Genomic DNA, 25,156 nt, shown 5'->3' with positions numbered 1-25,156 from the left:
CGGTGCGGGCGCTAGCTTTGGCACACCATGCGGAACCCCTGCGCGCTCGCCCTCCTGTTGCTCACGCCCACCTTCGCTGTTGGAGCTGTCGGCGTTGTGGTTGAATCGAAGGTGTACCACGCTCCGGGCATCGGCCCTCGGGTGGAGGTGAGCATGGCCTTCCTCGCGGGAACGCTGATCACGGCGCCGAACGCGGCGGGCTTCATGCAAGCGCGCGTGGAAGCGCTCACGCTGATCGAGCAGAACGGCGCCATCAAAGCCTTCGCGAAGACCGAGGTGCTCGGGCCGGAGCGGCTCGATTCGATCCAGGTCGATCTGATCCACCAGGAGACCTTCAACCTGGCGCCTGGTAGCTATGAACTGGTGCTGGAGCTGCGCGACCTGAACAGCACCGACACCACCGTGACACGGCATCGTTCACCGCTGGCCATCGGAGCGGCACCGGCAGGCGTGAGCATCAGCGATATGCTGCTCGCCGAGCGCATCGAGCCGGCCACCGCCGAGCGTCCTCGTCCATCGGGATACTGGCCGGTCCCGCTCTTGAGCGATTACCTGCCTTCGGCCATCGCCAGCCTGGGACTCTATGCCGAGGTGTATGGCACGGACTCGGCCTTCGGCGCGGATAGCCTCTTCCTCTTGAACGTGCAGATCGAGGACTTCGAGCACAAGCGCGTGCAAGGCGCCTTCAAGCGGAGCATGCGCGCCAAGGCGGCCCCCGTGGTACCCGTGGCCTTGGAGATGCCCATCGACCAGCTGCCTAGCGGCAACTACGTGGCCGTTGTTGAGGCCCGCGACCGCAGCGGAGCGCTCATCGCGCGTCGCGAGCTCTTCTTCCAGCGCAACAATCCGATCCAGCGCAACTACGACCTCGAATCCATGGCCACGCTCGACCTCAGCAACACCTTCGCAGGCGCGCTCACGGACCGCGACACGCTCGCCGAGCACTTGCTGAGCATGCGGCCCATCGCCGATCCACTTGAGCGGAAGATCATCGACGACCGCTGGAAGGACCAGGACATTGACCTCATGCGCCGCTTCTTCTACAGCTTCTGGATGAACCGTGGCGGCGCGGACCCGGAAGCCGCATGGAACGCCTACCGGGCGGAAGTGATCAAGGTGAACAAGCTCTTCGGCTGCCGCGTGCAGAAAGGCTACCAGACCGACCGCGGAATGGTCTTCCTGAAGTATGGTGCCCCCAACAGCATGATGGACCGCTTGAATGAGATGGATGCCTACCCGTACACCATCTGGCATTACTACCGCGCGGGCCGCTTCACCAACCGGCGATTCGTGTTCTACCAGCCCGACCTCGCGAGCACCTGCATGCAATTGCTGCACAGCGAGGTGCCCGGTGAGATCCAGAACCCGCGCTGGAACCAGATCCTGCACAGCCGCAACGTGGCCATGCCGAATGTGGACCCGGCCAAGGTCGATACCTACAGCGGCGAGCGCGCGAACGAATTCTTCCAGATGCCGCGCTGACCGGCGCAAGCCGAAGCGCGCCACCTTTGCCGCCGCATGAACCGGACGGCGGTCGTCATCCTCAACTACAATGGCCGGGCCTGGCTCGAGCGCTTCCTGCCGGGGGTGCTCGCCCATAGCCCAGGGGCCGAGGTGATCGTTGCGGACAACTGCAGCACCGATGATTCACGCATCTGGTTGCGCGGCGCGCATCCGAGCGTCCGGTGCATCGCATTGGAGAGGAACCTCGGCTTCGCCGGGGGCTACAATGCTGCGCTCGCTCAGGTGGAAGCCGGGCGTTACGTGCTGCTGAACAGCGACGTGGAAGTGACGCCGGGCTGGCTCGATCGGCTGAACGCGTACATGGACGCGCACCAGCGCATGGCGGCCTGCCAGCCGAAAGTCCTCTCGCACGCGGCGCCGCAGCAATTCGAGCACGCTGGTGCCGCGGGCGGCTGCATCGACCGCAACGGATACCCCTTCTGCCGCGGCCGCATCTTCGAGCTCACGGAGCAGGACAACGGCCAGTACGACGACGATCGCGCCGTGTTCTGGGCAACGGGCGCGTGCCTGATGATCCGCAGCGATGCCTTCCGCGCAGCGGGCGGATTCGATGACGCGCTCTTCGCGCACATGGAAGAGATCGACCTGTGCTGGCGACTGCGCCGGATGGGCTGGAGCATCGGCTACACGAGTTCGGCGCGCGTGCTGCACGTGGGCGGCGGCGCGCTCGGGTACGGCCATCCTTTCAAGACCTACCTCAATTTCCGCAACAGCCTCATCGTGCTCACCAAGAACCTGAAGTCGCGCGCCCTCTGGCTGCGGCTGCTGCGCCGATTGGTGCTCGATGGATTCGCCGCGCTGAAGTTCCTGCTCGAAGGGCATCCCGGCCATGCCTGGCAAGTGGCGCACGCGCATTGGTCGTTCTTCGCGGCGCTTCCGCGCGTGCTGCGCCAGCGCCGCGAGCTGATGCGCGCCGAGCGCGACCCGGACCTCACCGGCCTCTATCTGCGCAGCATCGCCTACGACCGCTTCATCATCGGATGGCGCCGCTTCGACCAGCTCGATGCCAAGGCCTTCGTTCAGGAGCGCTCCAGCAAGTGAAGCACCGCCAAGCGGTAGCCATCAAGGCCCAGGCCCATGATGCTGCCGACGCACGCCGCGCCCACGATCGATTCGTGGCGGAAAGACTCGCGCGTCAGCAGGTTGCTGATGTGCACCTCCACCACCGGCACACGCACGGCGGCCACGGCATCTCGGATGGCCACTGAAGTATGGGAGTACCCTCCTGCATTCAGCACCACGCCCTGGAAGGCGCCCTCTGCTTGCTGAATGGCGGTGACGAGCTCCCCCTCGAGGTTGGTCTGCAGGTGCTCGATCACCACCTGCGGAAGCGCCTCGCGCAATTCAACCACATACTCCTCGAACGAGCGGCCGCCATACACCGACGGCTCGCGCGCACCCAGCAGGTTCAGGTTCGGACCGTTCAGGATGAGGATGCGCGGGGCTGGGGTCATGCGGGCGAAGTTCGCTATCCCCGTGGAGTGATGAACCATCCACACCGCCGCGTTGGCATTGCGCTCCGGGACCCGTGGCCGGTGCAGTACATGCCGCTTCACCTTCGCACGCATGGATTGGGACAAGGCGCTTCGCGGATTCCGCATGCACCTGAAGCTGGAGCGCTCACTTAGCGACCGCACCCTTGCGGCCTATCTCACCGACCTGGCCAAGCTGCGCGCTTTTGCCGAAGAGCAGGTTCCGCCCATCGCGCCGGACGCCTTCGCGCTCGATGATCTGCAGGAGTTCATCTCGTCCGTTGCTCGGGGCGGCGCAGCCGCCACCAGCCAGGCGCGCCTGCTCAGCGCGGTGCGCATGTTCCACCGGTACCTGCGCAAGGAGAGGTCGATCAGCGATGACCCGAGCGCGCTGCTCGGAAGTCCGCGCTTGGGCCGCAAGCTGCCCGTGTTCCTCACCCTCGATGAGATCAACGCCATCTGCGACGCCATCGACCTGAGCAGGCCGATGGCCCACCGCGACCGCGCCATGGTGGAGACGCTCTACGGCTGCGGCCTGCGCGTGAGCGAGCTCTGCGGATTGCGGATCTCGCGGATCAGCGCGGCGGAAGGATTCGTGCGCGTGGTGGGCAAGGGCGACAAGGAGCGGCTGGTCCCCATCGGAGCGGAGGCGCTGCACTGGATCGGACTCTACCAGACCCATGAGCGCGGCCATCTCCCGATGAAGAATGGCGCGGAGGACATCCTGTTCCTGAACCAGCGCGGAAGCGGCATCTCCCGCATGTGGGTCTTCAAGCTGGTGCGCGCGCTCGCGGTGAAGGCCGGCGTGCGCAAAGCCATCGGCCCGCACACCTTCCGCCACTCGTTCGCCACGCATTTGGTCGAGGGCGGCGCCGACCTGCGCGCCGTGCAGGAGATGCTGGGCCACGCCAGCATCACCACCACCGAGATCTACACGCACCTCGACCGCGAATACCTCCGCAGCAGCATCCTGCAATTCCATCCGCGCGGGCGCTCGTGAGGCCTTGGCCTTGCCCGATAACTTGCGCGCCGAATGCGAACGGTCGTCCTCCCGTTGCTGGTCCTATCGGCCACTGCCTGCGCCCAGCAGCCGTGGTCCATAGGCGCGCGCGGCCACTACGGCTTCTTGTGGGCGCACCGGCCGGCCAGCTGGATCCTCGTGGAGGGACATGCTGGTGCCACTGAGCTGTTCGTTGAACGGCAAGTGGAAGGCGACCGGGCCTGGCACCGGTCTTACGGTATGCCTCGGTACGGGGTGCTCGCCGTCCATACGCGCATGGCGAACCCGGAGCGCATCGGCGACGCCATCAGCCTGATGCCCTACCTCTCCTTCCCGCTGGCCCAGGGCGAACGCTTGAGCTTCGGCTTGCGCGTGGGATGGGGCGTGGGCTACATCGCCAAGCCCTTCGACCGGCTTGAGAACACGCGGCAGATCGCCATCGGCTCGCGGATCAACGGCTCCCTGCAGCTGATGCCCGAGCTGCGCTACGATGCGCGACGCCTTGGCCTGCACCTTGGCCTCAGCCTCGATCACTGGAGCAATGGCAGCGCGAGGCAGCCGAACCTCGGCCTCAACTTCCTCAGCCTCGCGCTCGGCGCATCATACGCATTGGGCCATGCGCCACCACAGCGCGCCGTGCCCGAGACGCGCGGGTTCGAGCGGGAGCGTCGCGAGTTCTGCGTGGTGGGCGCATTCGGAATGAGCGAGAGCGGCCGTCCGCTCAACGGACAGTACAGCGTGTACGTGCTCAGCGCCGACGCGAGCTGGCGCATGGGCGGCAAGGGCGCGCTGTGCGCAGGCATCGATGCCTTCAACAAGGGCGACTTGCCCACGGTGCTTCCCGGCCTTGAGGGAAGAAGCCGGGCGGAGCTCACCCAAGCGGGCGCGCACATCGGCGGCTCGCTGCTCATGGGCCGCGGCGAATTGCTCTTCCACTTCGGCGGCTACCTCTTCTCCCCAGAACCCGATGATGCGCCGGTGTACCAGCGCACGGGCATGCGGTACCGGCTGGGCAAGCACCTGCTCGCCAGCGTGTGCCTCAAGACGCACTTCGCCACCGCCGACCATTGGGAGTTCGGCATCGGATACCGATGGAATTGAAGCGCCTCCTCCCTTTCCTCTTCATCGTGCTCGCAAGCTGCCAGCGCGATCAATGGGACGATTGCGTGACGAGCACAGGCGCCGTGCAAGTTGAAGGCCGCGCCGTCCCAGCCTTCAGCTCGATCGAGATCGACGACCGCATCGACCTCGTGCTCGGATCGCGCGCCACAGGCAGCGTGGCGGTGGAAGGCGGTGCCAACCTCATCGGCCAAGTGGTCACTGAAGTCAAGGACGGCACCCTGCGCATCCGCAACGACATGCGCTGCCGATGGGTGCGCAGCTTCAAGCCGCGCATCACGGTGCATGCACCCGTGGAAGGCATCTGTCGCATCACCCTGCGCGGCACCGGCGACATCAGCTGCGCCGATACGCTGCGCTGCGCCGCGCTCCTACTGGAGCAATGGGGCGCTGAAGGCACCGCCGCGCTGAAAGTCGATGTTGACCGCCTCGACATCGCGCTGCACACCGGCGCCGGCGATGCGCTCATCACTGGCGCCTGCAACGAAGCGAACCTCTACAGCGGCATCATGGCGCCCATCGATGCGAGCGGGCTTCGCGCAAGCACGGTGCGCGTGAACAACAGCAGCGTGGCGAACGTGCGCTGCTGGGCGGTGAATGAACTGGACGCCCAGGTGCGCAGCGTTGGCGACGTGTTCTACAAAGGCGATCCCGCCAGCATCCAGAGCGTGATCACGGGAAGCGGGAGACTGATCGCCGAGTAGGACCCTCAGTCGCGCACCCAGGCCCCACGCGCAACGGCCTCGGCATTCGGCGCGAGCACCAGGTAGCCGTACACTCCGGACGGAAGTGCACTGGCATCGAATTCCACGCGTGCATCCATGATCAGCCGCTGCATCACCAAGCGCCCGGTGGCATCGCGCAGCTCGAAGAGGCCGCCCGCCTCAGCGCCATTCAGCAGCACCTGCACCATCGACGATCCCGGATTCGGCACCAAGCGGACCGCGCTGGCGAAGGATGCGATGTGCACGGCACGGGTGCCGGAGTAGGCAGCCGTTCCATCCTCATCGACTTGATGCAAGCGGTAATAATTCACGCCCTGCACGGGATGCTCATCGACGAGCCGATAGGCAATCGCCTGCGCACTGCTGCCGGCGGCCTGCATATGCCCGATGGCCTCGAAGGACCGTCCATCGCTTGAACGCTCCACGCTGAAGTATGCCGTTCCCGATTCACTCGCGGCGCGCCATTCCAGGTTGACGCCTGTGCCTTCGCTGTGGGCATCGAAGCTCAGCAACTCCACAGGAAGGACCGTGCAATCGAGCGAGGCGCCGTTCTGCAGGATCCAATCCAGGCTGAAGCCCGTGCTGCTCTGGCTCCAGTTGCTGATGTACATGAGGTAGACCTGTCCGATCACGACCTGCATGCCGGGGACCCATCCGCAGCGTTGCGGCGCGACCAACGGGCAGTCATCGAACGTGGAGGGGATCCCATAGGAAACCGCCGTGCTCGCGAATTGCGGGGGCGAGAATGTTGCGTGGCCCATGCCGGTGGCGTAGCTGCCCGTGCTCGCGAAAGTGGCCGGACCGCTCGACGCGGCGCACCGGATCGGCGGGCCGCTGGGCGGGCAGAGTGTGCCGGGCGTGGTGCCTGGGGGATAAGGCCCCCACACCGCCCAATCGTAATCATCCGGTCCGATCGGGTTGATGGAGAAGCCGAGGTTGCCCGAGGCGCTGGGCGAGAACACGTACCAGGTGCCTTGGAACTCGGTCACGTCGAGGCAGCCGGAGTTCGTAGGATTGATGTCGGCCACATTGCCGGTGTTGGTGGTGTTGTTGCCGATGGACACGTTGCTGCAGATGGTCATGGCGCCGAGGCAATCCTCTTGCGGTGGCGGCGGCGGCACGCAGGTCACCGTGCCGGCATAGGTGGTTCCAGCGGCCGGTGGGGTGCCGGAATTGAACAGCGTGGAGCCGCCGAGCGTGAGGATGTACGAGTTGTCCGTCTGCCACGCGCCCGACGCGTTGTAGGTGAGCACCACCGTGCCGCCGATGTTCACGCCGAACTGCACGGATACGGAAGGCGATCCAAAGGGAACCGTGTAGTACTGGAACGGACCGCCGTTGATGCTCACGCCCACATTCGAGGTGCCCCAGCCGTCGCTAAAGCTGTCGAAGAGCGTGAGGGTGTACACGCAATCGCCCGCAGGCGGCGTGGCACAGGTGATCGCGAGCGGCGCGCACGTGGCATTGGTGGCGCAGTTGTACAGATCCACCAGCACACGGAGCTGCCCGGTGAAGCCCGCTGTCCAGGTCACCGTTGATTGCAGCCCGCAGAAGTCATCGTTGTAGCCGAGCGAGCCGCCGCCGGCGTTGTTGTACAAGGTGATCTGCGTATCGAAGGAAGCCCCGCAGGTGCTGAAGGTGTATGTGTTGCCTGTCACCACATTGATCAGCGCGTACTGACCGCCCTGCACGCACGGCACATTGGTGGTGCCGGGGCAACTGGGTGTTACCGCCGCACCGGTGAGCGTGTTGTTGTTCGGGCATTGCGCTGCCGCAACAGCACCGATCAACAGGAAGAAGAAGGAAGCGGAGAATCTCACCATGCCATTCCTTGACGATGGTGAAAGTAGGGGAATTGCACTTTGCCGCGCTTGCCCTCCATGCCGGTTCTGCACAGCGGCCCAAACTCACTCCTTCACCCAGCGCAGGGTGATGCGCATTCCATCAGCTGACTCGATGCGGATCAAGTACTGACCCGGCGCGAGATGCGCGGTGCTCAAGGTGGTGGAACCGCTCAGTCCCGATCCGGCTGCAATCATGCGCCCCACAGGATCGAGCATCGTGAACGCGTGCGCTCGTTCAGGAAGCGCGACCGTGAGCTGCTCCGAGCCCGGGTTCGGGAAGATGCCGATCCCATGGTCGAGCTGTGCGCCGGATGTACTCAACGCCACATCGCACCAAGTCGTGCCGCCGGGTAATTGGGGGTTCGTGAAGGTGATCTCGCCATCCCAATAGCAGCGGAAGTTCTCACCAGCGTCGATGGTCCAACCGCAGAACGGGTAAGGCACCATGCCATAAATGAAGCCAATCCGTTCGTAATACCATTCACCGCCGAAGACCGGGACACCATTCCCAAGATCAACCATGTACTGCCAGCGCCTGATCGGAACACCATCAACGAGCACTGTGCCCGTATCGTTGACCTGAATGATCCCGGTGTTTCCGATGGCTCCTGCGCAGTACAGGCCATGATTCGGGAAGAACCAGCGATCGCCGGGCACGGCATCGAAGCGCAACAAGGTGTCCCAAGCCGTGCCATTCGGGCTCCATGCGGGCACCATCAAGATGTCGTCTTGCACCGTGGTATAGAGGACCTCATCTATCCACACGGTGTCCTGATCAAGGATGCTCGCACGCATGCCTGTGGTGCGGATGCGCTGGGCAGGATGACCCAAGAACACGGTATCTCCGATGTAGGCCCTGTGGTAATGGCCGTAGAAGCCGATGGACATGTCCTCGTAATTCCATTGGGCGCCGGGCGGGCACCAGCTCTGGGCCATGGTCATGCACGGCTCCAGCAAGCAAGAAATCAGAAATGCGCGCATAGCGAACGAATGTAACCGGAAGTTCTGGATAGGATCGCGTCTCTGCTTGAAAGGTGAGCGCCGCATTCTTCCATGCACCCGATCTTCGTTGCCATGCAACGCGCTCCCTTCGTGCTCTCCGGCGGCGGGGCCCGCGGCTTCGCGCATCTGGGCGTGCTGGAGGCATGTGCCGAAGCGGGCATCACACCTTCAGCCATCAGCGGCACCAGCGCGGGAGCGCTGCTGGGAGCCTTCATTGCCGGCGGCTTGGCACCCGAGGCCGTGCTCGAACTGATCCACGCTCAGGTGCCGGAGGTCTTCAATCGCTGGCGCATCCTGCGCGGCGACCGGCTCTCGCAGCAGCGCATGCGCGATTTCCTCGAGGCCTACCTGCCCGCGAAGCGATTCGAGCAGCTCGGCATTCCCTTCTTCGTGAGCGCCACCGATTTCACCACCGGCCGACAGCGCTTCTTCTCCAGCGGCGATCTGGTGCCTCCGTTGTTGGCCGCCAGCGCAGTGCCCATGATCTTCCCAGCCGTGGAGATCAACAGCGTTTCTTATGTGGACGGCGGCCTCAGCAACAACCTGCCCATCGAGCCCTTCGACGATCGACGGGAGCAGGTGATCGCTGTGTACGTGAACCCGTTGTCGCCGCTCGATGGCCGCATCGGCTTCTGGGAAACGTTCGACCGCACGGTGCACCTCAGTTTCCGCGAAATGGTGGCGCGATCGGCGCAAGGATGCCGATTGCTCATCGAGCCGCCCGACCTCGCCGCCTTCAGCGCCTTCGACCTGCATGATGCCGATTTGATCCGCGCCATCGGCTTCGCGCACGCCAAGCAGGTGCTCACCCACGCGAAGTGATGAGCATCACCTCCGCGTGATGGCCGGTACACGCCGCACAGACCAATCGCGCATCTTCGCCACGCATGAGCAAAGCCCTTCGGAAAAAGGCCACGGAGCTCCTGGGCTTCGGCATGCCCAAGCAGACGGTGTTCGATACGATGGTGCTGGAGCACCCTGAGGCCAAGCCGAGGAAGATCGCCGAGCTGCTGCGCTACATGCCCACGCAATGGGCACGGGAGAAATTCCGGCTTGCGCACCTGACGCTCCTGGGCATCATCGCTTTATCGGCCGCATTGCGCGTGCTCCGCTCCTTGATGGAGAAGGATATCCAATTCGATCAGGCCACGGCCTACCTGAGCCTGGTGCCCATCGCTACCCTTCTCGTAGGCTGGAGCCTTTACCGCTGGCAAGGCCAGGTATTCGAATGGGTGGGCTGGGGCAACATCTTCAGCGGCACCACCCTCCTGAGCGAACTGGGAGCTTTGGCCAAGGGCGAAGTAGATGCATGGTCGATCGCGCTGAGCGCGCTCTCCGTGGGCATCGGAGCGCTATCCCTCTACCTGGCCCGGAGCGCATTCGCCAAGCCGAAGGAAGAGAAGGACCCGTCAGGCGGGCCTGTGCGGTACCTGTTCCCCGTTGAAGAACTCAGCTGACGGCCGCCTACATTTCCCGCGCCTTCCATTCCATGCTACGAACGCTGGCCTTCGGGCTGCTCCCCTTCTCGCTCACCAGCGCTGCGCAGGATGGCGTCTTCCACATCTTCCACAACAACAAGATGCTCGGCACCATCGACGTGCTGCGCGTGGCCCAAGGCGACAGCGTGACCTACTCGATGATCTCGCGTTCGGACTTCACCCTCCTGTGGAAGCGCCACGTGAACACGGTGGCGCGCACGTTGCATGTGGCCGGCCAGGTGACCAACTGCCTCACCACCGTGCACGAAAGCGGCGCATTGCGCGACAGCAGCGCGCTCCGATGCATCGGTGGCCGCGGGCTCTACGTGGTGCATCCGGACAAGGTGTACAGCGCCGACCTGCCTAAGAACCCGTGGTCAACGGCGCGCATGTACTACGATGAGCCAATTGGGCAGGACAGCGTGTTCGTGGAGAGCGAGCTGTTCGAGTGCCCGCTGGAGCGCATCGCGCCGGGCGAGTACATCCTGAAGCTGCCCAACAAGGAGAAGAACCACTACGTGTACCGCAATGGGCAGCTCCAGGAGATCCGCGTTGACCGCGGATGGCTGGGGCTGGTGTTCAGGCGCGCCGGATAACACGCCCAGGTCAGGCCAGCCTAACGCATGATCGACAACTTCGCAGCCTGGCGAAGCAGCCTATCCCGGCTCGTTCGTCTTCCAGCCGCAGCACCACCCATGAAGAAAGCACTACTCGCCCTCCTGCTCGCCGCCGGTGCGCCCCACGTCTCCTTCGCGTTGCAGATCGGACTCACCGTGTGGAATGAGACCTGCGGTCATGCCAACGGCGCGATGGAGGTCAATGTCATGATCGGTCAATGGCCTTACACGTACGCGTGGTCCAACGGCTCTATCGAAGGGACGATCACGGATCTCACCCCCGGCTGGTACACCGTGACCGTGACCGATGCATTGGGCCAGGTCGCAGTGGACAGCGCAGAGGTGCTGGCCGTGCCCTACCTGCAATGGCCCTATTCCATGACCACTCCGCAAGGCGGTCTTTTCGGCTGCGGCGGCTGCAACGCAGGCTTGCATCTGCCCGATAGCCCGATGGACCTCGGCTGGCACAATGTCGAAGGCTTCTTCGCGGTGTCCCCGGCCGCCTTCGATTCCTTCCCGGGATTCGGCTGGCTCTTCGGACCGTATTGTGCCAACGACTATCCGCAGCTCACCATCACGGACAGCACGGGTTGCATGGGCACGGTAACGCTCAACACGCTGAATGTGTCTTATGGCAGTCCCATGGCCTTGCTCGATGTGCAGGGCGCCTGCCTCGGCGCCAATGGGAGCCTTACGATTGACGTGTTCTCTGGCGCCGGCATCGTGGACCAGATCAACGTGACAGTGTACAACGATGCTTGGACGGAGGTGGGCGGGTGCACCGCCTGCGGCTGGCCCGAAGTGTACACGTTCGAGGGACTTGCGGCGGGCGACCACCACATCGTGCGCACCGAGTACTACTACGATCCCTACGGCATGAGCTGTCCGCCTGAGACCTTGAATGTGACCGTGCCCGATCTCGGGCCCTTCTGCGGGCAGGTCTACGGCTCACTCTTCTTCGATCACGACCAGGATTGCACGCAGGACGCGAACGATGAAGCCATGCCTTACCGGGTGATGGAGATCACGCCCGGTCCGGAGTATGTGATCACGAATGCCGCGGGCACCTTCAGTCGGAACCTCACCTATGGGTCGTACACGCTCGATCAGCAAACGGGCACTGCTCTCATCCAGTTGTGCCCGGCGCAGGATCCGATCCCGTTCACGATCTCGGCGGGCTCACCGCTCGTCAGCATCGCAATCGCCGATAGCAGCGCCATCCCCTTCGACCTCGCACTCTTCGGCGCGCAGGGCCCCACGCGCGTCGGCTTCGATGCGAGCTATCACTTGGACGTCCGCAACCTCTCCGGCGCGCTCTCGGGTCCGATCACGCTCGCCTTCGTCATCGATCCGGAGCTCACATACGTGAGTGCATCACCATCGCCGACAATCATCGCTGGCAATACGCTCACTTGGGACCTGCCTGCACTGGGCGCATTCGGCAGCACCGACATCCATATCGCGTTGAACGTGCCTGCGAACATCAACCTGCTCGGCACCGATGTGACGTGCACGGCATCCGTGAGCAACAGCGTGAGCGAGACGACGCTGGCGAACAACGCCATCGCGCTCACGAGCACCATCACCGCCGCGGTCGACCCCAACGACAAGATGGTACGCACCAGCAGCGGCACCAGCGCCACGCAATACTTCATCGGCACCGATGCCTGGCTCGATTACACCGTGCGCTTCCAGAACACCGGCACCGATACGGCCTTCACCGTGGTGATCGTGGACACGCTGCCAGCCGCTTTGGATCCGCTCAGCTTCGAGCCTGGGGCGGCATCGCATCCCTATGATGTCGCCATGAGCGGAGATGGAATCGTCGCCTTCACCTTCGCGAGCATCCTATTGCCGGACAGCAACGTGAACGAGCCGGCGAGCCACGGCCTCATCGGCTTCCGCGTGAAGCTGGACCAACCGGAACTGCCCGGCACGGTGGTGAGCAACGCGGCCGACATCTTCTTCGATTTCAATCCGCCCATCCGCACCAACGATGCGGTGGTGATCACCGAGGTGAGCACCAGCGTCGGCGAAGGCGCGGTGGATGCATGGGCGCTTGCACCGAATCCTGCGGAGGATCATGTGCGCATCATCGGCCCGCAAGAACAAGGTGCTTCCTACCGGTTGCTGGCCAATGATGGCCGCTTGTTGCAAGCTGGACTCTTGGGCGATGGTCGCATCGGCACAGGCGCGCTCGCGAACGGGCACTATCTGGTGCATGTGTCGAATGCGAAGGGCACGAAGGTGCTGCAGTTCGTGAAGCGCTAGCGGTCCTGGCGTTCACTCGGACCATGGGTCCAGTAGCTTGGCCGCATGGGAATGAGGGTCATCATCACCGGCGCGACCGGTTATGTGGGCGAAGGCGTGCTGCTCGAATGCCTCGTGCATCCTGCCGTCGAACAGGTGCTCGTCGTCGGACGGAAGAGCTGCGGCCGCCAGCATCCGAAACTCAAGGAGCTCTTGGTGATGGACTTCTTCTCGCTCGATGCAGCCGTGGACCAACTGCGCGGATACGATGGCTGCTTCTATTGCGCGGGCGTGAGCTCTGTGGGCAAGAACGAAGCGGACTTCACCCGCCTCACCTACGATACGACGCTCGCCTTCGCGAAGGCCATGGTCAGCGCTTCGCCGCAGGCCATCTTCATCTACGTCTCCGGCGCTGGCACCGATAGCAGCGAGAAGGGCCGTTTGATGTGGGCGCGGGTGAAGGGGCGCACGGAGAACGAACTGGGGCGCTTGGGCTTCAAGGCGAACTACAACTTCCGGCCGGGCATCATGACAGTGACGCCGGGCATGCGTAACCCCAAATGGTGGATGCGCGCGCTGGTGCCGGTTTTCGCTGTGCTCATGCCCTGGGCCACTTGCAGCATGAAGGCGGTGGGCCTGGCGATGATCAACGCGGTGCGGAAGGGATATCCCAAGTCGACCATCGAGGTGAAGGACATCAAGGTGCTTGCGAAGACGTAGGGTTACGGCCAGAGCATCTGCCAATAGGCCAACAGGCCGACCATCGGAACGATCAGCACGACGAGCGTTCCATTGAGCCAACGAGGCACGCCGCTTCCACGAACGGCCATGAACAGGCCCGCCGTCATCGCTACGATGATGAGCGGCAGCCAACCCAATGCAGGATGCACATCGGCGAGACCGAAGTAGTACGGCGATTCGTTCAGCAAGAGCACGGATAGCAGCACCGCCAAGGCCACACAGAGCAGGCCGCTCAGAAGTGCCGTAACCAACGCCGATCCGGGATGCTTCCGGATCAGGCGGATTGAATCGCGCAGGAACCAGAAACCACAGCCCACGCCGGCAAGCAGCACGATGCAAAGCACTGCCACCAAGGTCCAGAACAGCCACGGCTGATGGAAGGGCGTTCGGTAGGAGAGCAGCGCGGCGTATTCCGGCCGCTCACTGAAGAGCGAGGCCATTTCCACAGCGTGATCGCCCTTGGCCAGTTCCTCCTTGAGGTCGAAGGTGACGCGCTCGCCGAAGTCGTGGTAGAAGAAGAGGTGCGCCTTGCCGAGCGCGGGGTCGAATAGCGCGCTGAAGAGCGTTCCTTCCCCCATCCGGCTGCGACAAGCCTTCATGCTTTCCAGCACGCGTGTCGCGTGTTCCAATGAAGCATCGGTGCCTTCGCTGAGCAACGCACGACCGGCCTGCAGACGTGGAATCGGGATCGCAGCAGGGTCAGCGCATGTGCTCATGCGCCAGTTGCCTACAGCGTACCACGGGTCGTGGCCTTCGATCAGGGTATCGTTCTCCACGATCAGGTAGTCGCCATTCCTATCAGCCAGGTAGAGCATGGCATGCGGGATGGCGCTGCGGTCGTAACGGCGGAATACGGTGGCGGCCTCGTGCACATCGGCGCACGTGCGGAGCACGAGCCGTATCAAGTCATCCAGGTGAAGCGTGCTGAGCCCTGGTCGTGCTGCCGTATGGTGGATGGGGATGCCGAGTCCATCGTACACCAGCCCGGCTTCGTTCATGCCCATCTGGTCGGTCATGGTGCGCAGGGGGCTGCCGTTGAAGTGGCCGAAATGGATCGCGCCATACTGCCCGTAATGCCCCTGCTCGAACCGCACCTGTGCATTGATGCTCCACGCATCCTCGTTGCAGCCGATGAAGGTGCGGCCGTCGGCGGTCACCTTGAAGCTGGTGCAGGCAGGTGCGCTGAACGGCAGTAGCGCGAAGGGAAGAAGCGTGAGCCGCATGATGAGATCAATGCTGCGCTGGGCTAACGTAACGCGCGGCGGGATGAGTTCGGGTCCACCCTCTCCAGATTCCTTAGCCTCATGTCCTTCGTCCGAGCCCCACCCTACGACCCAAAGCACAAAATCCGCATCGTCACCGCCGCCTCGTTGTTCAGCGGCCACGATGCCGCCAGCAGCATTCCCGCTTAGGCGGGATTTCGCTTCGCTCTACATGCTTGGCGGATCATCCTGATCACCGGCGCCGGGGTGATCCACCTGGGACACGACCGCAGCGTAGAGGACTTGCCAATCAACGCGATGCGGTGCTCATGGCCGGGGTAGTTGTCAACGTGCCGTGCTGAACAGAAGGAACAAGCTGCCAGGGCGCACGATGTCCATCGGCCTCCGTCAGGGTACCTGTTCTGTGCGTGTGGCGGTGGGTGTAGCACCGCCAATGGTAATGAGCACCGGATCGCGATCATTATCGGCGCCTACGTACTTCACCACGCCATCCATGTTCACATCCTCGGGCCAGTAGCCGCTCACCGTGTTGGTGGGCACGTTGCCACCGACGCGTACCAGGATCGGGTCGCGATCGTTCTCTGTGCCGACGTATTTGATCGTGCCATCGCGCAGCACATCGCCGGCCCAGTGCAGCCGTGCGGATCCCACTTGGGTCATCGGCTGGTTGCCGACAACGGGTGTAGCCGGGTCGGACAGGTCGAGCACCGTGGCACCGGACAGGCTGAAGGCCACCGGCAAGAGCGACATGGCCCCGAAGTGATTGCGGTGATGCACGGCGAGGTGGTGGTTCCCCAGCACCAAGGGCCAAAGCGGCCATGATGTGCCATCCATGCCCACGATGTCGCCATCGCGCTGCAGCAAGCACGAGCGTGTGGCCAGCACCCTCGTAGGGTCTGCTACATCGCGTTGTTCCAGCACGACCCAATCCACCACGGCATCCGGTCCGGCGATCGCGAGCACTGCGTTGGTGGTCGCTTCTCCCCCGCCCTTCATGCGGTGGTCGTAGCCCAACGCGGTGTACGGCTCGTTCACGGGCACGAGGCCCGCGCTGCGAAGGCCATCGTTCATGGTGCCGTCCAGTGTGTTGTATGGTCCGGACAGCAGCGTGCGCACCTGCACTTGCACCGGCGCGCACACCGGAATGATCGAGCGGCCGTCCAGTTGCCAGGCGGGGTCATCGGTGATGCATAAGTAGGCGAGTACCGTGGGCACCAGATCGGCTTGTGTGACCGTGCCGGTAATATCCGTGGTGATCAGCGGCAGCACGTTCGCAGCCCAAGTAGCGCTCGTTGCCGAGGATGATGTGTAGTGCTGGGCCGAGGGCGCACCGCTCACCTGATTGGCCAGCGATCCTCCGCTTCCTTCATCCATTCGCCAGTGGCCGATCAGGTTCGATGCGTTCGGATGGGTGCCGTTCAATGGCTTTCCGCTCCACGCCGAAACGGTCTCGATGGGCAGTGCCACGTTCCAGATGCGCACATCGGCCATGGTGCCCGTGAGGCTGACGCCGTAGGTGGTGGTGCCGTCCTGCCCGAAGCAGAGCTGCAAGGCCGTGCTCACATCGCCGATGACGCTCATGGCGGCGCTACGCAACAGCAGGCCATCCTGGAAGATGCGAGCCTCGCCGTTGCGATCGCAGGTCACCGCGATGTGATGCCACTGGTTGTCGTTGATCGGCAGCCCGCTCAGGTCGATGCGATCCACGCCGTCGCCGATGTTGAATTTCCACGTGCTGCCGCTGGTGTTGGTGCTCAGCACCCAGCCGGGGTTCAAGCCGCTGTTCCAATTCTTGTTGCCCACGAACACCGGGTCGCCGGTCCACGAAGCGGGCATCTTCACCCGGCATTCGATGGTGAAATCCTGCGCAGTGCCGAACTGGTACGGTGCGGTGCTGCTGACGCGTGCGTGCTTGCCTGCGGCGAACACGATGGCCGTGGAGGGCGTGATGGTATCGCGGTCGGCAGGCCGAACGGCGGGGTCGATGCCATCGCCGCTCACGAAGGTGAAGATGCGCTGCTCATCGAAGGTGATGCCGCCGTGCCCGGCAGGGCCATTGCCTCCGTGGTCCGTGGTCACGATGATCATCCAATCCTCGTCCGCGGGACGCTGGCGCACCGCGTTCAGGATAGGACCAAGCTGCTGGTCCACCACCTCGATGGCGGCCGTGTATTGCGGCGTGGCGGGGCTGAAGCCGTAGAGGTGCCCGGCGTGGTCCACATCATCGAACTGGAGGAAGAGCACATCGGGATCACCGTTGGTGAGCAGGTTCACCGCCGCATCGGCCACGGCCTGATCGGTGGTGGGGCTCAGCTCCTGATCCGCACCGCTGGTGATCGTTGTGTTGATGGGGGCCCAGTGCGAGATGCTCCGCAGATCAAGGGAGGGGTCCACCGCACTGAGGCGGGCGAAGAAGTGGGGCCAAGTGGCGAACTGGTTGTTGGCGAATGAATTGTCGATGGCCTTGTGCTTCTGCTCCCACACGCCAGTGAGCATGGTGCTCCAACCGGTGGCGCTCCAGGTGGGCGGATGCGTGTTGCCTTGGAAGCTCTGGATGCCCGCTGCGGCCAGGCTGTCCAGGTGCGGGGCATTGGTCGCGAGGATGGCATCGCCGCGGCAGCCATCGATGCCGATGATGAGGACCTTGCGCTGTTGGGCGAAGAGCGCGGCAGAAAAACCGAAGAGAAGGACGAGCAAGGCGGATCGCATGCCCGCAATTTGGCGAAACGCATGATATGCTCTGCTCCACCGATACCTTCGCCTCATGTCCTTCGTCCAAGCCCCTCCCTACGTCCCCAAGCACAAGATCCGCGTCGTTACCGCTGCGTCCCTCTTTGACGGCCACGATGCTGCGATCAACATCATGCGGCGCATCATCCAGAGCACCGGCGCCGAGGTGATCCACCTGGGGCACGACCGCAGCGTGGAGGATGTGGTGAACACCGCGATCCAGGAGGATGCCCACGCCATCGCCATGACGAGCTACCAGGGCGGGCACACCGAGTACTTCAAGTACATGTTCGACCTGCTGAAGGAGAAGGGAGCGGGGCACATCAAGATCTTCGGCGGCGGCGGCGGCACGATCCTTCCGGAAGAGATCAAGGAGCTGCATGCGTACGGCATCACGCGGTTGTACCACCCGGACGACGGTCGTGCGATGGGCCTTCAGGGCATGATCAACGACATGCTCGAGAAGGCCGACTTCGACTTGAGCAACAAGGTGAACGGCGAGGCGAAGAAGCTTACACCGAACAACTGGCCGGCCATCGCCAAGCTCATCAGCACGGCGGAGAACCACCCGGAGGTGTTCGCCACCATTGCCGACGAGATCCACAAGAAGGCCGAAGCGAACAAGGCGCCGATCCTCGGTATCACGGGCACGGGCGGCGCGGGCAAATCATCCATGGTGGATGAGCTGATCCGTCGCTTCATCCTCGATCAGCCCACGAAGACCATCGGCGTGATCAGCGTGGACCCTAGCAAGCGCAAGACCGGCGGCGCGCTGCTGGGCGACCGCATCCGCATGAACAGCATCCGCGGCGAGCGCGTGTACATGCGTTCACTGGCCACGCGCCAGAGCAACCTCGCGCTGAGCAAGCACGTGAAGGAGGCCGTGAGCATCCTGAAGGCCGCCGGCTTCGACATGATCATCCTCGAAACGAGCGGCATCGGCCAGAGCGATACGGAGATCCTCGACCACAGCGATGTCTCGCTCTACATCATGACGCCCGAGTTCGGCGCGGCCACGCAATTGGAGAAGATCGACATGCTCGACTTCGCCGATGTGGTGGCGATCAATAAGTTCGACAAGCGCGGCGCACTCGATGCCCTGCGCGACGTGAAGAAGCAGTACAAGCGCAACCACCAGCTCTGGGATGCCAACGACGATGACCTGCCCGTGGTGGGTACGATCGCCAGCCAGTTCAACGATCCCGGCACGAACTCGCTGTACGCGCGCCTGATGAAGAAGATCGCCGAGAAGACAGGCGTCGCGCTCGACAGCAGCTTCCACGCGCACGACGAGATGAGCGAGAAGGTGTGGATCATCCCCCCCGCCAAGAGCCGCTACCTGAGCGAGATCAGCGAGAACAACCGGAGGTATGACGAGAAGGTCAGGCAGCAAGCCACGATTGCTGATCAACTCTACGGTCTCTATTCGGCTGTGCTGACGTTCGGTGGGCCTGACCTTCTCGGATCAGATGATCAGACGATCAGACGATCAGAAAATGGCAGTGCCGAAGTCGCGACGCTGGTGAAGAAGTTCGACGCGCTGAAGAAGGACCTCGACCCGCACCTCTGGGCCATGATCAGCGGCTGGAAGAGCGAAGAGGAGAAGTACGGCGGCGAGTTCTACACCTACTTGGTGCGCGGCAAGGAGATCAAGGTGCCGAACCACACCGAGAGCCTCAGTCACCTGAAGATCCCGAAGGTCGCGCTGCCGAAGTTCCGCAGCTGGGGCGACAAGGTGCGCTGGGCCATGCAGGAGAACACACCCGGCTTTTATCCCTACACGGCGGGCATCTATCCCTTCAAGCGCACCGGCGAGGACCCCGCGCGCATGTTCGCCGGCGAGGGCGGACCGGAGCGCACCAACAAGCGCTTCCACTACGTGAGCCAGGGCCTGCCCGCCAAGCGCCTCAGCACCGCCTTCGACAGCGTCACGCTCTACGGCCACGATCCCGGTCGCCGTCCGGATATCTATGGAAAGGTGGGCAACAGCGGCGTGAGCATCTGCTGCCTCGACGATGCCAAGAAGCTCTACAGCGGCTTCGACCTGAGTGCGCCCACCACCAGCGTGAGCATGACCATCAACGGTCCCGCGCCCATGCTGCTCGGCTTCTTCATGAACGCCGCCATCGACCAGAACTGCGAGAAGTACATCCGCGAGCACAAGCTCGAGGGCGAAGTGGAGAAGCGGGTCAACGAGATCTGGGAGAAGCGGGGGATCGCGAGGCCGAAATACGCCCTCACCCCTAACCCCTCTCCCAAGGAGAGGGGGACGGATCCCGCAGAAGATGATGGCCAGGTGCATGCCTATATGACCGGTGACCCTGCCACTGCTGCGAAGCTGATGGCCTACGCCAACAGCATGCGGAAGAACCCCACGGAAGCCGAGGACAAGCTCTGGCAGGCCATCCGGGGCAATGCCACTGGCGGACGCATCCGACGCCAGCACATCATCGACAATTACATCGTCGACTTCGTTTCGCTGCCTAAGCAACTGGTCATCGAAGTCGATGGTGACATCCACGACTTGCAAAAAGAAGAGGACGCGGCCCGAACGCTTATGCTCAATGAACGCGGCTACCAGGTCATCCGGTTCCGGAACGAAGAAGTCTTGGCCGATGTCTTCAAAGTGAAGAAGGCCATCGTCGACGCACTCAACAAGCGCCCGGACTTCTCGAAGGAGGATGCGCATTCCTCCCTCTCCCTGGGAGAGGGCCGGGGTGAGGGCCCCCCTCTCCCTGGGAGAGGGGCCGGGGGTGAGGGCGCATTACCCAAAGGCAACGATGGCCTCGGCCTCCTCCTTCTCGGCATCACCGGCGATCAAGTCCTTCCGAAAGAGGTCTACGAGAAGATCAAGGCCGACACCCTCGCGCAAGTGCGCGGCACCGTGCAGGCCGACATCCTCAAGGAAGACCAGGCGCAGAACACCTGCATCTTCAGCACCGAGTTCGCGCTGCGGTTGATGGGTGATGTGCAGCAGTACTTCATCGACAAGAAGGTCCGCAACTTCTACAGCGTCAGTATCAGCGGCTACCACATCGCGGAGGCCGGTGCGAACCCGATCTCGCAGCTCGCCTTCACCCTGGCCAACGGCTTCACCTACGTGGAGTACTACCTCAGCCGGGGCATGGACATCAACGCCTTCGCGCCCAACCTGAGCTTCTTCTTCAGCAACGGCATGGACCCCGAGTACGCCGTGATGGGCCGCGTGGCGCGCCGTCTCTGGGCCAAGGCGCTCAAGCACCGCTACGGCGCCGACGAGCGCAGTCAGATGCTCAAGTACCACATCCAGACCAGCGGCCGCAGCCTCCACGCGCAGGAGATCGACTTCAACGACATCCGCACCACGTTGCAGGCGCTCTACGCCATCTATGACAACTGCAATAGCCTGCACACGAACGCCTACGATGAAGCGATCACGACGCCGACGGAAGAGAGCGTTCGGAGGGCGATGGCGATCCAATTGATCATCAACAAGGAACTCGGGCTCGCGAAGAATGAGAATCCCTTGCAAGGCTCGTTCATCATCGAGGAGTTGACGGACCTCGTGGAGGAAGCGGTCTTGACGGAGTTCGATCGGATCACGGAGCGCGGCGGTGTATTGGGTGCGATGGAAACGATGTACCAACGCAGCCGGATCCAGGAAGAGAGCTTGTACTACGAGACCTTGAAGCATACCGGCGAGTATCCGATCATCGGGGTGAATACCTTCCTGTCGAGCAAGGGATCACCGACGATCCTGCCGAAGGAAGTGATCAGGGCGACGGAAGAAGAGAAGGAAGCCCAGATAGCGACCGTGGAGAGCTTGAGAACGGCTTACGCGCACGAAGCTGCGAAGGCGATCAAGGATCTGCAGCAGGCTGCGATCCGGAACGAGAACATGTTCGAGGTGCTGATGGAGGCGACGAAGTATTGTTCACTGGGTCAGCTTACGGCGGCGATGTTTGAGGTTGGCGGGCAGTACAGAAGGAACATGTGAAACCTTCGATCGTGCTTTCTCAGAACACCTGGCCGATCCCGAAGAACAACAGCCGGTCCTCGTGTGATACTCCGTAGTCGAGGAAGAGCATTGTGCTTTGGTTCCAGGCGATGCGCAAGCCCGCACCATAGGATGCTCGTGCATGCGCGAGGTCGAGATCCTGCCAACGATCTCGCACACTGCCGAAGTCGGCGAAGGAAGCCACACCAACCCCGAAGCGTTGTTTGCCCCAAGACAGGTCGATCAGCCGAGCGCGCAGTTCCACGTTGGCGAACCAGAGCGCACGTGCGAGGAAGCGGTTCGCACGATAGCCCCGCAAAGACTGCTTTCCGCCCAGCGCATTGATGCTGCCGTCCGGGCTCCATTGGTCCTGGAACTCGAAAAAGGGCGCCTCGGAGCCGAAAATGTTCCCGGCCGCAACACGCCCCGCGAGCACGGTGCGTGGACCCACTGGCAGCTTGTGATAGGAACGCGCCTGTACGAACAGTTTACTGAAGGTGAACTCAGAGCCGATGGTTGGCGACGAAAACTCGTTCGCCACTTCAACATAGTGGCCGCTCGTGGGGTCCGGCTCAAAGTCGCGCGTGTCGTGCATGATGGCCCCTTGCACGATGGAGACCCAGCCGCCATCAACGCCGGAGATGAGTTCCTGGTCGTATTCACGCCGAAGCAGTGAGTGTCCATTGGGCGCGGTCAGTTCTTCGCCGGTCAAGGGATCGCGGGCCTCGGCCTCGGTGCCCTCGAAAGTGGCATACCGCAAATGCTGGATCTCGTAACCGGCCATGACTCGCCAGCGCCCCCTGCCCAAGGCATAGTCGCCTTTGAGGTTGAGCATGTACTCGGTCTCGCGAAACCGGTTGGAGAGCGCGTCCGTGACAAGCGCCGCTTCGCCCTCTTCTCCGGGACGCAAGGTCTTCCGTGCTTCATCGAAAGCGGCATAGGTGCTGAAGCCAGGACCAGTAGGATCGGAGGGAAGGTGCAATGGACCCAATGTGCTCTCCGTAAGCCCGAAGTAGAGGTTGGCGGGGTTCTGCTGCGCCTTGAAGTCGATTTTGATCCGCCAGCGCGTGCCTTTGTAATAGGGCGCATCGAGCGATAGCACCAGCTCGCGGGCGTTGCTGGTGTAGTAGGCCGCATTGGCCTTGAGCTTGGCGAGGTAGGGCGTGTAGGCGAAGCGCGGGTCGTCGCGCGTGCCGTTCCAATACACGTTGCCACGTATGCCAAAGCCAAAGCCGGTCACCGGATCGGAAGACAGGTCGGGAATGCCGGTGAAGAAAGTGCCTTCGCGCTTTTTCGCGAGATCGGCATCGCTCATGCGCCGTGACCGCATGAAGGCCAAGGAATCCTCGGTCGTTTGGGCGAGCGAATGCCCAGTCACGGCCAATGAAACGAGCAGTGCGGACATCTTCATGCCGCGAAACACGGATGCGCTCCGGAAGAAAGTCTGAAGGTTCAGCCGGAGGTGTTCGGCTGTACGCCGAAACAGTGCATGCCCTTCTCGAAGGCATAGCCGAGCGACCAGCCCTGCCGTTCACACACGCGTTGCGCAATGGCTAAGCCGAGGCCAAGCCCTTTGCCGGAACCGGCGAAACGCTTAAACAGCCGGTCCAGGTCCAAGGGATTGTCCGTTCCAGTGTTCGTAACAGTGAACATCGTTGCGGAAATGTGGATGCGGATTCGTCCGCCCGATCTGTTATGGCGGATGGCGTTGCTCACGAGGTTGCCCAGCAGGATCTCCGCCATACCCGGCTCCATAGGCCATTGCACAGGTGGCTCCGCCTTCAAGGATACCGAGAGGCCAAGGCTGGCGATGTGTTCCTGTGCCTGGTCCAGCAACGAGCGGACGATCACGTGTGGATCGCACAGCACGCTCGGCCCCGCCAACATATTGTCCACATGGATCAAAGTCAACAAACCATCGTGGGTGCGGCGCATCCGCCCCAAGAGCCGGTTGGCCTCGTCCAACAGACCGGCCTGTTCCGTGGTGAGGCCGCTGGTCTGGAAAAGACGTTCCACTTTGCTTTGCAGCAAGGCGATCGGCGTGCGCAATTCATGCGCGGCGTTCTCCGTGAAGCGCTGCTGCTCGGCATAGATGGCCCTGTTCCGTTGTGTGAGCTGTTCCACCACGCGTTCGAGTTCATCGAACTCGGTAACGCCCGTAGGCGTGGCTTTGAAGGGCACGGGGCCGTCCACTTGGAAACGCTTCAGCGCGTCCAGCAGGCGATGGAACGGTGCCCAGATCCGTCGAGCGGAGACACGGTCGAACACCATCACGCCGCCGAAGAGCAGCACGAGCGACACCAAGGTGACCATGGTGATCGCCGTCACCAATTCCTCGGTTTCCTCGACTACGCGGGTCACGGTGATCGCATGAGGTACTCCGTTCAGCACGACCGTGCTTTCGTAGGTTCGGAACGGCTCCTCATGGCCGTGCAGTTCATCGTGCCGCTCGATCGTATGGAACCGGTCCTCTACAACACTGTCCGGTGGAAGAACGGACAGGTACGCACCCGCCTCGATCGCATTGATCCGTTGGATTGCTTCGGCGAGCTCTTCCTGGGTCAGCCGCTCCGCATGAAGGCCGCGCTCCACCTTTCGCTTCACCACTTCAAGGTCTTGGTCGATATCTGCCAGCCACACCGTGCGCAGGATGAGATAGTAGGCCGGGATGCTCAGGAGCAGCACCACTGTGGCATAGATCCAAATCGGTCGCCGAGTGCGTTGCAGCAGCTTCATGCCTGAGCGGAAAAACGGTAGCCAACACCGTGAACGGTACGGATGCGATCGGCGCAGCCCGCCTCGGTCAGCTTGCGTTTCAGGTTCTTCATGTGCGCGTAGATCAACTCCTGTGCCCGGTCGTCATCCATGCCGCCAGTGAGGTGTTCGGCGATCACGTTGCGCGGCAATACGCGATCGCGCGATGAGGTGAGCAGGCGCAACAACCGGAATTCCGTGGGTGTCAGCGGTACCGGGACCCCATGCACCAATGCTGTATGGGCGGGCAGGTCGATCTCCAGTTCTTCGAAGCGTAACCGGTCATGCCCTTCGAAACGTGTGCGGCGCACCGTGGCCTGCACGCGCACGGCCAGTTCCGCCAGATGGAAGGGCTTTGTGATATAGTCATCCGCGCCGATGCGCAGGCCCTCGATGCGATCGTCCAATGCATCTTTCGCGGACACGATCACGACTCCGTCGGTCCGCCCTAGCTCTTTCAGCTTGCGCAACACTTCGAGGCCATTACCATCAGGCAGGGTCAAGTCGAGGATCACACAGTCGAAGGGCTTATCCAGGATGTTGTCCAAGGCTTCGCGCACGGTGCCTGCGATGATGCACCGTGTACCGGGATCGTCCAGATAGGCCTTGACGTCGTCGGCCAGTGAACGCTCATCCTCGACGATCAGCAGGTCCATCATGCTCCAAAGTTCCGTGATACATGCACGCCCAAACAACGCTTC

Annotated in this window: 19 protein-coding genes; 11 read left to right on the top strand and 8 right to left on the bottom strand. The window is 62.9% G+C overall.

Annotated elements, in window-relative coordinates:
- The first annotated feature begins 27 nt into the window (after window positions 1-27).
- The gene (locus tag IPK70_13050; protein MBK8228085.1) at window positions 28-1,482 is read left to right on the top strand and encodes a GWxTD domain-containing protein; all 1,455 of its coding nucleotides are present in this window, start codon (window positions 28-30) and stop codon (window positions 1,480-1,482) included.
- A gap of 36 nt (window positions 1,483-1,518) precedes the next feature.
- Entirely contained in the window at window positions 1,519-2,565 is a 1,047-nt protein-coding gene (locus tag IPK70_13045; protein MBK8228084.1) for a glycosyltransferase family 2 protein, read from the top strand.
- On the opposite strand, the gene aroQ is transcribed toward IPK70_13045, so the two are convergent.
- Window positions 2,544-2,978 (bottom strand): type II 3-dehydroquinate dehydratase, encoded by a 435-nt coding sequence (gene aroQ / locus IPK70_13040; protein MBK8228083.1) that lies wholly within the window; start codon window positions 2,976-2,978, stop codon window positions 2,544-2,546. The two genes, IPK70_13045 and aroQ, sit on opposite strands and share 22 nt — an antisense overlap.
- Window positions 2,979-3,090: 112 nt before the next feature.
- Here aroQ and IPK70_13035 point away from each other — a divergent pair, with 112 nt between their 5' ends.
- The 3 genes from IPK70_13035 to IPK70_13025 are packed head-to-tail and all read left to right on the top strand — an operon-like array spanning window position 3,091 to window position 5,819.
- Window positions 3,091-3,996 carry a tyrosine recombinase XerD gene (locus IPK70_13035; GenBank protein ID MBK8228082.1) on the top strand — a complete coding sequence of 302 codons (906 nt, stop codon included), beginning with the start codon at window positions 3,091-3,093 and terminating at the stop codon, window positions 3,994-3,996.
- Window positions 3,997-4,029: 33 nt separating this feature from the next.
- Complete coding sequence (locus IPK70_13030; GenBank protein ID MBK8228081.1) at window positions 4,030-5,097, top strand: acyloxyacyl hydrolase; 1,068 nt, start codon at window positions 4,030-4,032, stop codon at window positions 5,095-5,097.
- On the top strand, window positions 5,094-5,819 hold the full coding sequence (locus tag IPK70_13025; protein MBK8228080.1) for a DUF2807 domain-containing protein: 726 nt from the start codon (window positions 5,094-5,096) through the stop codon (window positions 5,817-5,819). The genes IPK70_13030 and IPK70_13025 overlap by 4 nt, the downstream gene beginning before the upstream one ends.
- A gap of 5 nt (window positions 5,820-5,824) precedes the next feature.
- On the opposite strand, the gene IPK70_13020 is transcribed toward IPK70_13025, so the two are convergent.
- Both IPK70_13020 and IPK70_13015 read right to left on the bottom strand, forming a co-directional pair.
- Entirely contained in the window at window positions 5,825-7,663 is a 1,839-nt protein-coding gene (locus tag IPK70_13020) for a T9SS type A sorting domain-containing protein (GenBank protein ID MBK8228079.1), read from the bottom strand.
- Between the two features lie 84 nt (window positions 7,664-7,747).
- Window positions 7,748-8,665, bottom strand: a complete 918-nt coding sequence (locus IPK70_13015) for a T9SS type A sorting domain-containing protein (protein MBK8228078.1) — start codon at window positions 8,663-8,665, stop codon at window positions 7,748-7,750.
- Window positions 8,666-8,758: 93 nt separating this feature from the next.
- Here IPK70_13015 and IPK70_13010 point away from each other — a divergent pair, with 93 nt between their 5' ends.
- The 5 genes from IPK70_13010 (at window position 8,759) to IPK70_12990 (ending at window position 13,751) form a co-directional block, all read left to right on the top strand.
- On the top strand, window positions 8,759-9,508 hold the full coding sequence (locus IPK70_13010) for a patatin-like phospholipase family protein (protein MBK8228077.1): 750 nt from the start codon (window positions 8,759-8,761) through the stop codon (window positions 9,506-9,508).
- Between the two features lie 65 nt (window positions 9,509-9,573).
- Window positions 9,574-10,143 (top strand): hypothetical protein, encoded by a 570-nt coding sequence (locus IPK70_13005; protein MBK8228076.1) that lies wholly within the window; start codon window positions 9,574-9,576, stop codon window positions 10,141-10,143.
- 32 nt (window positions 10,144-10,175) lie between these two features.
- Window positions 10,176-10,760: a hypothetical protein gene (locus tag IPK70_13000; GenBank protein ID MBK8228075.1), complete on the top strand. Its 585-nt coding sequence runs from the start codon at window positions 10,176-10,178 to the stop codon at window positions 10,758-10,760.
- A 99-nt stretch (window positions 10,761-10,859) separates the two neighbouring features.
- On the top strand, window positions 10,860-13,052 hold the full coding sequence (locus IPK70_12995) for a hypothetical protein (protein MBK8228074.1): 2,193 nt from the start codon (window positions 10,860-10,862) through the stop codon (window positions 13,050-13,052).
- A gap of 51 nt (window positions 13,053-13,103) precedes the next feature.
- On the top strand, window positions 13,104-13,751 hold the full coding sequence (locus tag IPK70_12990; GenBank protein ID MBK8228073.1) for an NAD-dependent epimerase/dehydratase family protein: 648 nt from the start codon (window positions 13,104-13,106) through the stop codon (window positions 13,749-13,751).
- 2 nt (window positions 13,752-13,753) lie between these two features.
- Here the strand turns inward: IPK70_12990 and IPK70_12985 are convergent, their stop codons facing one another.
- Complete coding sequence (locus IPK70_12985; protein ID MBK8228072.1) at window positions 13,754-14,995, bottom strand: hypothetical protein; 1,242 nt, start codon at window positions 14,993-14,995, stop codon at window positions 13,754-13,756.
- Window positions 14,996-15,382: 387 nt separating this feature from the next.
- Entirely contained in the window at window positions 15,383-17,704 is a 2,322-nt protein-coding gene (locus IPK70_12980) for an alkaline phosphatase family protein (GenBank protein MBK8228071.1), read from the bottom strand.
- A gap of 55 nt (window positions 17,705-17,759) precedes the next feature.
- Here IPK70_12980 and IPK70_12975 point away from each other — a divergent pair, with 55 nt between their 5' ends.
- Window positions 17,760-21,701: a methylmalonyl-CoA mutase family protein gene (locus IPK70_12975; GenBank protein ID MBK8228070.1), complete on the top strand. Its 3,942-nt coding sequence runs from the start codon at window positions 17,760-17,762 to the stop codon at window positions 21,699-21,701.
- A 19-nt stretch (window positions 21,702-21,720) separates the two neighbouring features.
- On the opposite strand, the gene IPK70_12970 is transcribed toward IPK70_12975, so the two are convergent.
- The 3 genes from IPK70_12970 to IPK70_12960 are packed head-to-tail and all read right to left on the bottom strand — an operon-like array spanning window position 21,721 to window position 25,114.
- Window positions 21,721-23,106, bottom strand: coding sequence for a BamA/TamA family outer membrane protein (locus IPK70_12970; protein MBK8228069.1), 1,386 nt, complete (start codon window positions 23,104-23,106; stop codon window positions 21,721-21,723).
- Window positions 23,107-23,153: 47 nt separating this feature from the next.
- A complete protein-coding gene (locus IPK70_12965) occupies window positions 23,154-24,437 on the bottom strand; it encodes a HAMP domain-containing histidine kinase (GenBank protein ID MBK8228068.1) in 1,284 nt (427 codons plus the stop codon).
- Entirely contained in the window at window positions 24,434-25,114 is a 681-nt protein-coding gene (locus IPK70_12960; protein ID MBK8228067.1) for a response regulator transcription factor, read from the bottom strand. Before IPK70_12960 ends, IPK70_12965 begins: the two co-directional genes overlap by 4 nt.
- Window positions 25,115-25,156: the final 42 nt, after the last annotated feature.

The organism is Flavobacteriales bacterium (genome assembly GCA_016712535.1).
In the GTDB taxonomy this organism is placed as follows: Bacteria; Bacteroidota; Bacteroidia; order Flavobacteriales_F; family PHOS-HE28; genus PHOS-HE28.
Note: the sequence above shows the minus strand (reverse complement) of the source record. Positions and strands in the feature narration are given on the sequence as shown.

What these genes read in the sequence shown, in the direction of transcription:
- IPK70_13050 (MBK8228085.1), top strand. Translation starts at nt 28, where the DNA reads ATGCGGAACCCCTGCGCGCTCGCCCTCCTGTTGCTCACGCCCACCTTC.
- IPK70_13045 (MBK8228084.1), top strand. Translation starts at nt 1,519, where the DNA reads ATGAACCGGACGGCGGTCGTCATCCTCAACTACAATGGCCGGGCCTGG.
- aroQ (MBK8228083.1), bottom strand. Translation starts at nt 2,978, where the DNA reads ATGACCCCAGCCCCGCGCATCCTCATCCTGAACGGTCCGAACCTGAAC.
- IPK70_13035 (MBK8228082.1), top strand. Translation starts at nt 3,091, where the DNA reads ATGGATTGGGACAAGGCGCTTCGCGGATTCCGCATGCACCTGAAGCTG.
- IPK70_13030 (MBK8228081.1), top strand. Translation starts at nt 4,030, where the DNA reads ATGCGAACGGTCGTCCTCCCGTTGCTGGTCCTATCGGCCACTGCCTGC.
- IPK70_13020 (MBK8228079.1), bottom strand. Translation starts at nt 7,663, where the DNA reads ATGGTGAGATTCTCCGCTTCCTTCTTCTTCCTGTTGATCGGTGCTGTT.
- IPK70_13015 (MBK8228078.1), bottom strand. Translation starts at nt 8,665, where the DNA reads ATGCGCGCATTTCTGATTTCTTGCTTGCTGGAGCCGTGCATGACCATG.
- IPK70_13010 (MBK8228077.1), top strand. Translation starts at nt 8,759, where the DNA reads ATGCAACGCGCTCCCTTCGTGCTCTCCGGCGGCGGGGCCCGCGGCTTC.
- IPK70_13005 (MBK8228076.1), top strand. Translation starts at nt 9,574, where the DNA reads ATGAGCAAAGCCCTTCGGAAAAAGGCCACGGAGCTCCTGGGCTTCGGC.
- IPK70_13000 (MBK8228075.1), top strand. Translation starts at nt 10,176, where the DNA reads ATGCTACGAACGCTGGCCTTCGGGCTGCTCCCCTTCTCGCTCACCAGC.
- IPK70_12995 (MBK8228074.1), top strand. Translation starts at nt 10,860, where the DNA reads ATGAAGAAAGCACTACTCGCCCTCCTGCTCGCCGCCGGTGCGCCCCAC.
- IPK70_12990 (MBK8228073.1), top strand. Translation starts at nt 13,104, where the DNA reads ATGAGGGTCATCATCACCGGCGCGACCGGTTATGTGGGCGAAGGCGTG.
- IPK70_12985 (MBK8228072.1), bottom strand. Translation starts at nt 14,995, where the DNA reads ATGCGGCTCACGCTTCTTCCCTTCGCGCTACTGCCGTTCAGCGCACCT.
- IPK70_12980 (MBK8228071.1), bottom strand. Translation starts at nt 17,704, where the DNA reads ATGCGATCCGCCTTGCTCGTCCTTCTCTTCGGTTTTTCTGCCGCGCTC.
- IPK70_12975 (MBK8228070.1), top strand. Translation starts at nt 17,760, where the DNA reads ATGTCCTTCGTCCAAGCCCCTCCCTACGTCCCCAAGCACAAGATCCGC.
- IPK70_12970 (MBK8228069.1), bottom strand. Translation starts at nt 23,106, where the DNA reads ATGTCCGCACTGCTCGTTTCATTGGCCGTGACTGGGCATTCGCTCGCC.
- IPK70_12965 (MBK8228068.1), bottom strand. Translation starts at nt 24,437, where the DNA reads ATGAAGCTGCTGCAACGCACTCGGCGACCGATTTGGATCTATGCCACA.
- IPK70_12960 (MBK8228067.1), bottom strand. Translation starts at nt 25,114, where the DNA reads ATGATGGACCTGCTGATCGTCGAGGATGAGCGTTCACTGGCCGACGAC.